A 14100-nucleotide genomic window follows, 5' to 3' on the forward strand; every position below is an offset into this window, starting at 1 on the left:
ACTTATTTCACTTCCTCATAATCCACATACTCCCCCTCATCTTTTGCAAAAATCTTTTTACGGGAGACCTGCGAAGCATATTCTTCTCGTGCAGAGCTGTTACTGCGCGCGTCGGAAGAGTAACCGCTTGTTTGACGGCGTTGTTCACCCTTCTTTCCACTACTTCCGCTTCCGAACAGGATATTTTTAAAGGTACGCAAGATAGAGAATCCCATTAGAAAAACTAGCAGGATAAAGAAGAAGAACATAACAAACAAAAACTTAAACATATTCCGTCACTTAGTTGGTTTATTACACAAACACAAAGATACGAACTCTTGTTTACCTTCTTTTGTTAAAAAAAGACAAGGTTATATAGAGAATGACTGTTCCGGCAATGCCCAGAACACCAAAGAGAGTCACAAAGACCACCGCCCCGGCCACTAAAATATAGCGTAACTCATTGCCTTTCCATGCCAACGACTTTACTTTCAATGAGAACATCGGAACTTCAGATACTAGTAAAGACGAAAACAGGATCGCCGCAACTATCGTTCCGGCAATAAACCCGATGCTGTCCACTGGTACGGCAGAATGGAACGCATAGCCGATAGACGCCCAGAAAAGAGCATGGGCCGGGACAGGCATACCGATAAAAGAAGTCGTCTGCCTTTCATCGATATTGAACTTGGCGAGACGCAACCCGGAAAAGACCGGTATCACCAAAGCCATATACGGAACATAGCCTGCCGCCTCTCCCAAAACAGGAGCCGTCATACAAGCCTGCTCCAACAACCAATAAACGATCATTCCAGGAGCGACACCGAAACTTACCATATCAGAAAGAGAATCCAATTCTTTCCCCATCGGAGAGTAGGCGTGCAGGGAACGGGCGGCAAAACCGTCACCAAAATCGAAAACAGCCGCAATGACAATCCACAAGGTCGCCATCGGCAAGTTTCCCCTTAACGCCATAATGCAAGCGATACAACCAGATATCAGGCTGCAGCAGGTAACAAAATTAGGTATACTATTCTTGATGCTCATTTATTTCTCTTATTTTCCCAAACGGGCTATCGGAGTCTGGTTACCGGTAACCTTCTGATCCATTTCGACCAGGACTTCCGTCCCGACAGGCAGGTAAACATCTACACGCGAACCAAACTTGATAAAGCCCATCTGTTCGTCCACATGGCACTTATCACCGACTTTGGCATAGGTCACGATACGTCGTGCCAACGCACCTGCAATCTGGCGTGCCAATACATCCACCCCGTTACGGGTTGTAATGACAACAGCCGAACGCTCGTTCTCCGTGCTGCTCTTCGGCAAGTAGGCGGCACGGAAACGCCCGTTCTGATGTGATACATGCTTGACAGTCCCATTCACCGGGAACCAATTGGCATGTACATTAAAAACGGACATGAATATGGATATCTGCAAGCATTCCCTGTGCAGGATTTCATTCTCCATCACTTCCTCAATCGCCACAATCGTACCATCGGCAGGGGCGATCACCAATCCTTCCGAATCGAACGGGAAACGACGGAACGGGCTACGGAAGAAGTTAAGTACCAACAAGAACAGGACTGTGGTGACGAAAGTCGTGGTATAGAACACCCAACCTCTACCGACAGTATGATACAGCGCAACGTCCACGACAAAGAATATCGTGAAAAGCGTTAATAATAGACCTGTTCCTTCTTTATGTACTTTCATTCTTTAATCTAATCGAGTATTTATCGTAAGAATTTGCAAAAATATTCATTTTTACCGAATAACAAAAATATATCACCCTTTCACCGCTTCTATTTTATTTAATTCAACATACCAAAGGAAACCTTCAACCTCGTCATAACCCATTTGCCGGATCAGTTTCAGGTAGTTCCTTACCTGACTATGATAGCGTTGGTCGGCATGTTCCCCAAACTTATAGTCGACCACGACCACACGGTTTCCGGTAATCATTACACGGTCCGGACGCTTGGACAGCCCTTTTCCGAACAGGATGTCGACCTCGTTCAACACACGTGCCGTACCGTCATACCAAGAAGCAGCTTCCGGCAGGTTCAACAACTCTTCGAGGCGTGCGACAAGTGCTATCGCTTCCTCTTTGTCGATCACCCCTTCCTGATGGTATCGTTCGACCGACTGCGGAATATCCTTCCGGGTACGGATACGGCTCAACACCTCGTGCATCAAAGCCCCATGTTTCCGGCGGGCATTATCGAAGAAATAGCCTTTGCCATGCAGACGTAACTGCAAACGGTCGTCCGGAGAGATGGAACTAAGGCGTGCCATCCCGATCTCCTGAATGTCCCCATTCTCCTCCTTTGCAACCGGATGCCACCAGTCGCCCAACTCGAAAACGCCCGTTCCGGTATCGAAAGCGGCAGGTAACAAGATCAGCTTCTCACCCTCCCGTGTATCAGGCATATCCGTGCGCAGACCAGCCCACAAGGCATCGGTCAAAGTCGAAATCTTTTCCACTTCACCAGTTGCATCCTTCATCTTCTTCGGGCGCGGAGAGAATACAATCAACTCATCTTTCGAACGAGTAAAAGCGACATATAAAGTATTCAGGTTATCAATAAAGGCATGCAAGCGTTCCTTAAAGTAATCGCCTGCAAAAATCGTCTTTCCCAACGACTGGCCGTAGCGCACGGGAACCAGATGCAGGCGATCAAACGGCTTCTCTTCCGGATGGCACCAGAGGATGACTGGTTTTGTCGGTTTATGGTCGATCTCCCAATCCCCGAAAGGGATGATTACGACTTTAAAGCCCAACCCCTTCGACTTATGAACCGTGAGGATACGGATCGCATTCTGTCTATCCGGTGTGGCAATTGTTTTCCGGCAGCCCGTTTCGTCCCACCATTTCAGGAAACGGTTCAGGTCTGCGCTCTCCTTCTGGGTATATTCGGACACCATATCCAAGAAAGCCTGGACAAAAACCTGCTCATTTTCGGGAAAGTCGTCGGCAAAAAGGCGGAACAGACCTTCCGTTATTTCATAGAGGGACTGGCGGGAAAGGATTTGCAGGACAGAGACGACTTCCGGTGGAAAAGCCGGAGTTTCGACACCAAATCTCCCTTTCAACACTTGATAGGAATATAAAGCGATCTGCTCGTTCGTCCGATCTTCGGGGTTCTTCAGGTAACGCAACAAAGAAACCATGAAACGGACTGCCGTCGAACCACTGACAAACAGAGCCTCATCCGAAATAATATCGTAGTTGTAGCGGTTGGAAGGATGCTCTTCCTTATAAGCCAGTAAAGTATCTGCCACCTGTGCCCCTTCCTGATTGGTGCGAACAAGGATAGCAATGTCTTTTAGCGCATATCCGTTATCCTGCAATTTCTCCAACACGCCGGGCAAACGTCCGAGAGCTTCCTCTTTCCAATCTTTCTCATTATCTCCGGAGAGAAATTCAATCCGTACATGCCCGTCTTTCTGCATGAAAGGGGGAGGAACCTGTTGGAAACTTTTATCATAGGCGGACATGATCTTAGTGAAAAAAGCCGCTCGTTGTTCCTCGCTCAGGGAAGAGACGGACAGCGCTTCATTATAGACAGCCTGCAGGACACCCGGAAGTGTCGTAAAAAGGGCATTGTTAAACTCCACGATATTCCGGCAACTGCGCCAGTTATCCTTCAGCGTCTCTTCATGAACTACTTCAGGAGAAAAGTCGGCTTGCACCTGTTCGTCCAGCAACTTCCAGTCCGAGTTACGGAAACGATAGATGCTTTGCTTCACATCTCCTACGATCAAATTATCCCGGCTATGTGCAAGGCTCTCTTCGATCAACGGACGGAAGTTGTTCCACTGCATTCCGCTGGTGTCCTGAAACTCGTCTATCATATAATGGTCGACATGTGTACCGGTTTTTTCATAGATGAAAGGAGCATCGCTGCCTTCAATCACCTTACTGAGCAATTCGGTCGTGTCGGCAATCAACATCACATTTTTTTCTTCCCGATAAGCGGCTATCTGGCGGGACACATCGGTCAGGATCCCCAACGTATAATAATAACGGACAATTTCACGGGCGGTATTATAGGCAGTCAGATTACCGAACAGGGAAATAATTCCTTTGATGCAATCGTTCAAACCATCCTCAAAGGCACATCCGATGATCTGCCGGGTACCGAGCGAAACCGTTTTCGTGAAACAGCCGTCCAGATTATCCGCCAAACCGATAAAAGTAGCGGACGGCTCTTTCATCTCTCCCTGCACCAGACGGTCGAGAAGCGTCAGAGGCGAACGGCTGCCCCCTTTAAAATCGGTAACTTTAAGCCCATATTTATTCAGGATCGCCAGGCCGCGTTCTCCCAATTCTTTAGCAGTCGCTTCTACCGAACGGATGATGCCGTACAGCTCGTTCTTGTAATCTTCCAGCGCTTTCTTGTCCTCTATATCCCGGCCGACCGCTTCACTGAAAGCCTTATAGCTCTCCTTGAAGACCTCACGGCTCAGGGCCATAATATCTTTACGCAAGTTCCACTCCCCTCCGCTCTCTATCTTATCCTCCGCAAACCGGAGCAGCCAGCCTAACAAGTCCTTGCTTTCAGGCTTTTCGAGATCCGACAACAGATTATCGATTGCCGTCGTGAGCACCAGTTCCTGATCCATTTCGATCCCGTAGCCGCCCTGCAAACCGATCTCGCGTGTAAAGGCACGCATAGTTTGCTGGAAAAAGCGGTCGATCGTACTGATGTTGAACGCCGAATAATCGTGCAGGATATCGATCAGTATTTGGGCCGCCTGTTTGCGAACCTGGATTTCCGTCAATGAATAGGCCGACTTCAGCAATTCCACATAATCCGATTTCCTTCCGGAAGCCAAGTTGTACAGTTCGTCGACAATACGTGTCTTCATCTCGTCTGTCGCCTTGTTCGTAAAGGTCACAGCAAGGATACGGCGAAAAGCGCCCGGTCCCGTAAACAGTAAAGTCAGATATTCACCGGTCAGCTTGTGCGTTTTCCCGGCTCCGGCGGAAGCTCTGTAGACTGTCAGCATACGATCAGATTATACGACTTTTGACATAGCCTTCTTTTTGCAATATTTCCAGCACTTTAGGACGCAGGTCACCCTGTACGATGATTTCCCCGTCTTTGGCCGAGCCACCGACACCGCATTTCACTTTCAAAAATTTTCCAAGTGCTTCCAAATCGCCGGTCGTTCCCCGGAAACCGGTTACCAATGTCACGGCCTTGCCGCCCCGGTTCCGCTTATCCAAAGCAATGCGCAGCAGCTGCTTCTCTTTCGGAAGCGTTTCTTCTTCCTCTTCGTCTCCTGTATTATATTGAAAATCCGGGTTCGTAGAATACATGATCCCCAGACGGTCCTTCCAATCGTTACTCTTCATATTTCATCTTTTCTTTATGGGGTCAAATCTACAAATTAACGGCGGGATAAACAAGATACAACATTAGTTTCACTTTGTTACCCGTAAGTGAAACCCTTGTTTCATATAAGAGAAAATAAATTATCCCTTACATGAAAATAAATTTTCACCCAAGGGGAACTTCTAAAACTATTATAGATAAAGACCTGGAAGCGGTAGACTATTTCTGTATCAGCACCGTTGCATATGCAGCTATTCCCTCCTGTCGTCCGGTAAAGCCTAACTTCTCGGTTGTCGTCGCCTTGATGGAGATATCTTCTACATCCACTTGGAGGACGTCAGCCATCACCCGTTTCATTTCGGGAATATGTGGATTCAGTTTCGGACGTTCGGCGGCGACAGTCGCATCTATATTACCCAATGTATATCCGGCATCACGAAGCAATTCCATTGTATCGAACAACAGAATCTTGCTGTCGATGTCCTTATATTCACCTGCCGTATCGGGGAAATGATAACCGATATCACGCATATTGGCTGCGCCCAACAGGGCATCACAAATAGCATGAATCAAGACATCCGCATCACTATGCCCTTGCAGGCCCATCGTATGCTCTATTTTCACTCCGCCCAGCCACAAATCACGCTCCGGAACCAATGCATGCACATCATATCCAAACCCAACCCGTACTTTCATCACTTTCAACTTTTAACTTTCACCTGAACAAGTTCTTGATCCCGTCCATATCAAAAGACAGGGAGAAACGAAGTGTTTGGTCCAACGGGTTCTGCGGAACCGTACTAACCAGATAAGCAGCATCCAGCTGGAACACACTCATACGGAAACCGGCACCCACAGAAAAGTATTTACGGTTACCGACATTCGCATTCTCGTAAAAGTAACCACCACGGACGAAGAACTGCTGGTTATAACTATACTCGGCTCCGACCGAAACCATGATCTCCTTCAGCAGGCCGTTAGGTGAATCGGTAAAAGACTTCAACATACCGGAAAGGCTCGACCATGATTTATAGTCGTCCACACGCGTCTGGTAATCGGCATCAGTCTCTCCTTCTTCCTTTTGCGGAGCATACGGGACCATGTATTTGTTCAGGTCCAGATAAACGCCGATCTGGTTGTAATCGTCAATCGGATAAAGCAAACCGGTCCCCAACGTCAGCTTTGCCGGAAGGTACTGGTTCGTATTACCCCCGTCATACGAGATCTTACTCCCTATATTCGACAGGTTGAAACCAAAGCTCCACAATGCCTCGGCATTACCCATCAGCACATATTTTTCCAGATAACCGGAAATATCGGCAGAAAAAGCATTGCCCGCATTGCTTTCGTCATTCTGGTCCGTCCCCATATCCGAACGGATGTAACGCAAGGTTACCGCCATTGAATAGGACTCGGACAGCTTGCGACTATAAGCCACGTCGAACGCCATCTCATACGGGTTCAAACCATAAGGGACATCCCCGATGTTCTCCCATATATTCACTTCACCTAACGAGAAATAACGCAAAGATGCACTGATAGCCTGTAAATCGCTATTTCCTAATTTGTAGTAACCGGTCATATTCACCAAGGCCACATCATTGACCAATTTACGCAACCACGGCGTATATGACAAACTGACTCCCGCCTTACTTCCCATAAAAGCATATTTGGCAGCATTCCAATACTGCGAGTTGATGTCCGGCAAAGTCGCCGCGCCCATGTCTCCCATACCGCCGCCTCGTGCATCCGGAGCGATGTTCAACGAAGGAACCGCCATTTGGAGCAAAGAAGGATTATCCTGTCCCCAAATCATCGCAACCGAAGCGAAGAAGTTAAGTATTATAACGAGTGCACCGATTCTGAATTTACTTATCATATGTCTATCCTTAAATTTATTTTCCGATTCAGTAGGGACGATTCACGAACCGCTCCTACTGCATTATAAACTGAATAATCCGAACTTTATTGTATGCTCAAATAAAATTCCTACTTTTGTCTTTTGAGTATGAAAGATATACAATCGACAGGCAAAGTTAAAGCATTATTTCTTCTGATGCGCCCTTTCCAGTGGGTAAAAAACATCATCTTGTTCCTTCCCATGTTTTTTGCACAGGAGATAGGAGATACGGACAGGCTGTGGAATGTTGCAATCCTGTTTGCCGGTTTCTGCTTGCTCACCAGTGGTGTATATATTTTCAACGACTTGATGGATGCGGGTGAAGACCGCTTGCATCCGGTCAAACGATTCCGTCCGATCGCCTCCCGGAAAGTTTCTCCGATGGCCGCCCTTGTCTTCATGTTCCTGCTATATGCGACGAGTGCATTATGTTTCAGCTTCATGTATACAAGCAACAACCAGATCTGGTTGTTGTCAGGAGGATATATCCTCCTGAACTTAGCCTATACGCTTTACCTCAAACAGGTACAGATCATAGATGCCATGATTGTCGCCTGCGGTTTCATCATCCGGCTTGAAGCGGGAGCTGCCGCCGGGGAGATAGAACTTTCGCACTGGCTGATTATCATGACATTCATCCTCTCCCTGTTCCTCGCTTTTGCCAAGCGCCGGGACGATTTGCTCAATTTCATGGAGACCGGACAGATTTCACGTAAGAATATTACCGGATATACGATCGACTACCTGAACGTGATCCTGTCGTTTCTCTCTTCCATCATAGCCGTGACTTACATATTATATACGCTTTCGCCCGAAGTGACGTCGAGGAGCAGCGAATACCTGTATGCCACAGTTCCTTTCGTACTGGCAGGCATCATGCGCTATCTGCAAATCATCCTGGTGGAGAAGAGCAATTGCAACCCGACCGACATCCTCTTACAGGACCGTACTTTGCAGTTGACCGTGGCCGGCTGGTTTATCGTATTCGCTTTACTTATTTATTGATATGGCAATCGCAATATTCGACTTCGACGGAACCATCATTTCCCGCGACTCTTTGCCGGATTTTCTGATTCAGGCTTGTGGACGGAAGGCTTTCCTCCTGCGGCTCCCCTGGATTATCCTGCTGAAAGGAGCAGCCTTAACGGGCATTCTCTCCACGCACCGGGCCAAAGAGCTTGTGATCTCCTCTTTCCTGCGAGGAATGAAGACGGAGGATTTCCAACAGGCTTGTCTCGAATATGCCTCCCGTATACCGGCTTTCGTCTATCCTGCGGCCTTGGAAGAAATACGCAGGCATCAGGAAGAAGGAAACAAGATCGCCATTATCAGCGCGTCCATGCCCGACTGGATACGCCCCTGGGCACAAACTGTCGGAATCCGGTTCGTGGAAGGAACAGGGCTGGAAGTTAGGGAGCAGACTTTGACCGGGCGTTTTTCCACGCCCAACTGTAAAGGAGGTGAGAAGGTACGCAGGCTCCGCCGGCTATATCCGGATTTCGCCTCCGAGACGCTGCATGTATATGGCGACAGTTCCGGCGACAAAGAACTGCTCGCCCTTGCAGATGTCCCCCATTATAAACCATTCAACAATAAATAAACATATACTATGATGCCATCCTGCCTGTCTATCCTGTTTCGCGCTCTCCGGATCGAGTGGAGAGAGACTAAGCGCACGTTATTTCCGACGACCCCGATAGAAACCGGGCTTTTCCTTTTCTTCTTCCTTCTTTACGGGTGTATCGGTTACCGGATGCTCTTTCATACGGAACTGATCGATGTACCCAACGGGGGAGCGGGAAGTTACTTGGGCTATGACAATCTATTCCATCTCCACACGCGCGGAGGAGCATTCGACATCAGCCATCCCTTTTTCGGCATCTTCCATTTGTTGAAAACACTGTTGACAATCCTGTTGACAACCCTGTTCAAAGAGAAAACTTCCGGTATTATTTGCCTGACACTGATGAACCTGTTGATAACCGGCGGACTGGTCCTGATCTATCGTTACCTGAAGCAGATCGTCCGGATCTCTTCCCGGCGGGCACTGTTACTGACAGGGTTCACGGGATGCTTTTTCACGACTGTTGTCTTATCATTCACCACAGAATCTTATCCGTTCTCCTTTTTCCTGCTCGTCTTCTCACTACTAATGCTTTCCAGGGAATACATGCTGACCGGATATATAAAAGGCCGGACGATCCTCTTTCTCTCTTTCCTGTGTGGAGGAATAACAATCACCAACGCTGCCAAACCGGCAATGGCCCTGTTCCTGAATAAAACTCCGTTCTGGCATAAAATACGGACGGGGGTCAAAATCATGCTGCCATTTGTCATTTGCGTAGCTGTCATCATGGGCTTTTACACCCTCAAAGCGAAACTGTTCAACCCGGAAGGCCCGTCTCCTATCGAAACGACCGGGCAACTCGGACAGTATTTTATCCACGACGAGACATTCGGTAAACAAGCACTGGTCGATTTCTGGGGCAATACGATTATAAGCACGCCTCTCACACAACAGTTAGTCGGGAAAGAGGTCGTATTGCGTCCCAGCGAATACCTGCACAGTTGGAACAATGCCGTAATCATGTTTCTGTTGTTTTTAGTCGCGGCCTCGGCTTTGCTCAATCTGAAAAACAAATATGTACAACTGCTACTTATGTACCTGAGTATCGATTTCGTGATCCACTTTATCATCCGCTACGGGATGAACGAGGCGATCCTGTTCGGTGGGCATTGGATGTTTGCAATCCCGATCCTGCTGGGCTGGCTATACACACGATTGCCGGTCCGCATGTACCGGATACTGGACTGGGTTATTATCGGATTCTTTGTCCTGACTGCAACGATAAACACGATGGAGTTTATGCGTTCCTTCTTATTCGCCTAAAATGATGAATTTCCTTGCTTTTGTCGCGTCTTTGGAATTATCGGTACTGATAGCTGCCCGGTAGATATAAACACCGGGACGCATACGGGCACCACCGGATGTCAGATCCCAGGAAACCGTATAGTTTTCGAACAGACCGGACGTTCCGCTTTCTTCATGTTTCCAAAGTTGTCGGCCTGCCAGATCGTAGACCATAATACCCACTCGCATCCGACTTTCGGGACGGTTGTGCATAAGATGGAAAGTCACTTGCTCACGGGCGATACCCGGTGTTGCGATCACATCGAACAGGAAGGGTTTCAGTCCCTCGACCACTTCAAAAGTAAATGTCCGCACGGTCGAGTTATTCAAGATATCCCACACCCAGAACTCCGCCGTATGTTTACCCGGCTCAAGCGCCGGGATCGGGAACTTCACGATACCGGTCCCATCTTCGCCAGGTAACAGTTCGTAATAACTGTTCAGGTTATAGCTCAGGACGGTCGATTCGTCTATTACCAGCATCATATCATGCCCGACACTGCTTCCCGTGATATTCACTCCGCTCTTATCCCATAACTCAGCGACAAAATAGGGAGTCGTGTTCACCTGGCCGCCATCTACAAATGTCGTATCATTCAGGTAAAGGGCACGGATTTCCGGACCGATCGTATCGGTTTCCGCCGTGTCGGAAGTTCCTCCGACAATGAAATTGTCGAAATTACCCTGTGCCTCATTGCCACTTTCCGTATCGACGGCATAGAGATTCATTTTCCCCTGCAAATTAGAATAGGAAATATCCTTCGGAACCGTAAAAGTAAAGCTGAACTTTCCGTTGCGCACGGAGTCATTCCCTATAAAAATCGTATTCGGATAGTCGGTGAAGGTGAAAGCCGGACTGTCATCTTTATTGCTGTTCTTCAAGCAGGTGACAGTCACCTTGCTGTCTTTTACCGTCGGGTTGACTATACCAGTAAAATCAGTTACCAACTGCCCGGAAGCATCCAACACCTCTCCTTCGACAGTGATCTTTTCCAAAGCTTTAAAAGATATTGAATTTCCGTCTACCGATTGCCCGTTTACAGTCGTCACTTTCATTCCAAATTCTGGATAAGCTATTTTTACAGCTGGGTCTCCGATCAAGCAGAAACCAAGTTTGTAAACGGACGACAAGGTGTTTTTCGTTGCTTGCATCACTTCTCCCAGCGTACGACGACGCCCATTATTTCTTTCAAACAAATTACGGATAACATTGTCGTTGATCGGGAAATTAGGTCTGGAATAAGCGACACGAACAGTCGTAAACAGCGCAATGCCTCCACTGCTTTTATTCAGAAAGACATCTTCTCCGGCAGACGTATTCAAGTCATCGAATCGCGTAAAATCGCAGGTAGCCGTCACCCATACCGGCAGATGAGTATAAGTAAACTGGTTGATATCTGTTTGTGTTAACACTTTCTCATCGCTTAAAGCCGTTGTCCCTCCATGTCCGGTATAATTAAACAATAGAAGTCCGTCTTTTAGAAGTTTTTGCAAGCCACTCCTTACATCCGGATAAGTTCCTGCCGTCATGTCTTTTTTATAGGCATCATAATACAGCTTATTCACCAAAAACTCAGGATGTTCACTTTCGACATAACCTGCCAACTGATCAGCAAACTCCATATGCTCAGTCATAAATCCATCCGTATTGCTACCATCATCAGCCATAAAACACAGATTGTTTTTCCACGAACCTATATTTCTATTTTCCATATAAGAGATTACCTTATCCACCATCTGAGTCGCCTGCTCCACAGTCCTGATAGGAAAGCGTCCGATCCCCAGACATAGTTTTTTATTTTGAAGGGATTTCTTATTATCCGCATCATCCAGAAATCCGAAATAGTCATCAATCACATACGATTGACTACTTAATGAATTTTCCGTCTGATACGTCAATAACATATTGCTCATATCCACCGATTTCCAGGCGGAAGTCAATTTACGGTTGTCGAACGAGCCATCGCCGAACAGCAGTAAATATTTAGGAGCATCAGCTTCCGAAGTCTGCCGGTCGTAGAACATCTTCATAAAACGGCGATAAGCAGTTGCATCCGGTGTACCGCTGGAAAACTCGTTATAAATTGATTCTGGCGTCACCACCCGGACCGTCAGGTTATCCTTTGTCCGATGCGCTTCCGCCAAACGTTCTGCCTGCGTGGTAAAATTAGGCTGGGCAATAATGATCATATCTTGCTGTGGCAAAGCATGCAGATTCTGATTCACCACCTCGCCGACCGTCACGGGAGCTTTTATCTGTGAAGGTTTTACTACGACAAACTCCCTCAAGGAAGCGGAAGCAGGAATTGAAAAAGACAACTCTGTCCCGTTCAGAGACGTTTCCATCTGTTGCGGATTTACACCGTCGGTCACATCAAAAACCAGCGTACTGGCATCGGCTCCCTGAATCACAAAACGGGAAGCATTGCCTCTTGCCGAGAGGCTGCGGAAGAATGTATAATTGTCATATACTTTCAATTGCCTCTTCATCTGCAGACGGAAATAGTTCAAGTGCACATTCTTATGTCCGGTCGTACTGTATCCGATGTTGACCTTTACAGTCTCACCTTTATCAGCCGTCCAAGCTCTTTCGCGATACAGTTCCCGTGCCACTTCGTATTCGTCCGACGGGACAGACACGGAACCGGATATTAAAGCGTTTCCATCGACATTCATAGTAATCGTTCCGTTGCCACGGGAGATAAAAGACAGAGTGGCTTTTCCCTCGTCGTTCGTAATACCCGGAACCGATATCGTGAAATCACGGGATAAAGTAGAAGTAAACGATTCCCCATACAGTTCGCGCCCGGAACTGTTCACCGATACCAACTCTTCTTCGTGCAAAACATAGTCATCGAAAGTTGTCACTTGCAAAGTGGCTCCAGCAGCAGATGCAGCCTTCTCCATCGTACGCCCGGCTGTTTCTTTCTCGGTCACGAAATAATATCCGTAATTGGAATAGGGGTTGTTGGTGTGGATAAAGGACTTATCAGAAGAAGAATATTCCCATTTGCGCGGCCCTTTCCCATAAAACAACAAATAATCCGCACTCCTCCATACGGCTACCTCAGGGACATCATCAATATAGGTAGTAGAGAAATCTTCATCCAAAGGCCATCCTCCGTAGCCATAAACAGCTACTTTATCCAAATTGGAAAAGCCCATCTTTTTCAGATCGGCAGCCGTCAGTTTGTAAATACCATCTTCCGCCACCTGTATCTTCACCCATTTCCCGGAGTTCAATACCGACTCGGAGGCATATCGGCTACTATCCGCCCAAGCAGAAGTGAGCAGACCGAATACAAACAGCAAGACACATAAGATTCTCTTCATACGTTTTTTCCGTGTTATCTCACAAAGAAATCCAGCAGCTTCTGCTCGCCGATATATCCCTGCAAGTGGTCGTCTATCTTGACCGGCCCCACGCCTACCGGGGTTCCGGTGTAGATCAAATCACCTATCTTCAACGTAAAGAAACGGCTCACATAGGCAATGATCTTGTCGACCGGGAAAAGCATATCCTGTGTATTTCCCTCCTGGACGGTCTTGCCGTTAATATCCAGATGGAAAGGAATGCGGTTCACATCTCCCACACGCTCCAGTGGGACGAATGTCCCAAGAACAGCCGAATTATCGAACGCCTTGCTGATTTCCCAAGGCAGACCTTGCGCACGCAGCTTGTTTTGCAAATCGCGGGCTGTAAAGTCAATTCCTACCGTCACCTCGTTATAGTAACGATGGGCGAAACGTTCGGCAATGTTTTTTCCCAGCCGGTCTATCTTCACGACGATCTCCGTTTCGTAATGAATCTCCGAAGAGAAATCAGGAATGAAGAACGGTTTGCCGTCTTTCAGTAACGAAGAGTCGGACTTCATAAAGATAGTAGGCTCCGATAATTTTAACGAATGATGCAGCTCTTTATTGTGAGCAGCATAATTCATTCCTACGGCTATTATTTTCAT

The 14100-nt window shown here is 47.4% G+C and carries 12 protein-coding genes; 3 read left to right on the top strand and 9 right to left on the bottom strand.

Features of this window, described 5'->3' with window-relative positions; all coding sequences use genetic code 11:
• Positions 1-2 precede the first annotated feature (2 nt).
• The 7 genes from NQ542_RS12475 to porV all read right to left on the bottom strand — a co-directional run bounded on the left by NQ542_RS12475 (position 3) and on the right by porV (position 7206).
• Positions 3-269, bottom strand: a complete 267-nt coding sequence (locus NQ542_RS12475) for a DUF4834 family protein (RefSeq protein WP_005634399.1) — start codon at positions 267-269, stop codon at positions 3-5.
• Between the two features lie 52 nt (positions 270-321).
• Positions 322-1026 (bottom strand): CDP-alcohol phosphatidyltransferase family protein, encoded by a 705-nt coding sequence (locus tag NQ542_RS12480; protein ID WP_005644626.1) that lies wholly within the window; start codon positions 1024-1026, stop codon positions 322-324.
• Between the two features lie 9 nt (positions 1027-1035).
• Complete coding sequence (locus NQ542_RS12485; RefSeq protein WP_005634404.1) at positions 1036-1698, bottom strand: phosphatidylserine decarboxylase family protein; 663 nt, start codon at positions 1696-1698, stop codon at positions 1036-1038.
• 72 nt (positions 1699-1770) lie between these two features.
• A complete protein-coding gene (locus tag NQ542_RS12490) occupies positions 1771-4998 on the bottom strand; it encodes a UvrD-helicase domain-containing protein (RefSeq protein WP_005634406.1) in 3228 nt (1075 codons plus the stop codon).
• Between the two features lie 4 nt (positions 4999-5002).
• Positions 5003-5347: a translation initiation factor gene (locus NQ542_RS12495; RefSeq protein WP_005634407.1), complete on the bottom strand. Its 345-nt coding sequence runs from the start codon at positions 5345-5347 to the stop codon at positions 5003-5005.
• 199 nt (positions 5348-5546) lie between these two features.
• Entirely contained in the window at positions 5547-6023 is a 477-nt protein-coding gene (ispF, locus tag NQ542_RS12500) for a 2-C-methyl-D-erythritol 2,4-cyclodiphosphate synthase (RefSeq protein WP_005634408.1), read from the bottom strand.
• Between the two features lie 19 nt (positions 6024-6042).
• The gene (gene porV, locus NQ542_RS12505) at positions 6043-7206 is read right to left on the bottom strand and encodes a type IX secretion system outer membrane channel protein PorV (protein WP_005634409.1); all 1164 of its coding nucleotides are present in this window, start codon (positions 7204-7206) and stop codon (positions 6043-6045) included.
• A 129-nt stretch (positions 7207-7335) separates the two neighbouring features.
• Between porV and NQ542_RS12510 the strand changes: the two genes are divergently transcribed.
• From NQ542_RS12510 to NQ542_RS12520, 3 genes are read left to right on the top strand one after another with little or no spacing between them, the layout of a single operon-like run.
• Positions 7336-8232 carry a decaprenyl-phosphate phosphoribosyltransferase gene (locus NQ542_RS12510; RefSeq protein ID WP_005634418.1) on the top strand — a complete coding sequence of 299 codons (897 nt, stop codon included), beginning with the start codon at positions 7336-7338 and terminating at the stop codon, positions 8230-8232.
• 1 nt (position 8233) lies between these two features.
• On the top strand, positions 8234-8827 hold the full coding sequence (locus tag NQ542_RS12515) for an HAD-IB family hydrolase (RefSeq protein WP_005634419.1): 594 nt from the start codon (positions 8234-8236) through the stop codon (positions 8825-8827).
• Between the two features lie 9 nt (positions 8828-8836).
• Positions 8837-10117 carry a DUF6080 domain-containing protein gene (locus NQ542_RS12520; protein ID WP_005634420.1) on the top strand — a complete coding sequence of 427 codons (1281 nt, stop codon included), beginning with the start codon at positions 8837-8839 and terminating at the stop codon, positions 10115-10117.
• Here NQ542_RS12520 and porU read toward each other — a convergent pair.
• Positions 10106-13471, bottom strand: coding sequence for a type IX secretion system sortase PorU (gene porU, locus NQ542_RS12525; RefSeq protein WP_005634421.1), 3366 nt, complete (start codon positions 13469-13471; stop codon positions 10106-10108). The genes NQ542_RS12520 and porU overlap by 12 nt on opposite strands.
• Before the next feature lie 14 nt (positions 13472-13485).
• Positions 13486-14100 (bottom strand): fumarylacetoacetate hydrolase family protein, encoded by a 615-nt coding sequence (locus tag NQ542_RS12530; RefSeq protein ID WP_005634422.1) that lies wholly within the window; start codon positions 14098-14100, stop codon positions 13486-13488.

The sequence above is a fragment of the Parabacteroides merdae ATCC 43184 genome, assembly GCF_025151215.1.
Lineage (GTDB): Bacteria > Bacteroidota > Bacteroidia > Bacteroidales > Tannerellaceae > Parabacteroides > Parabacteroides merdae.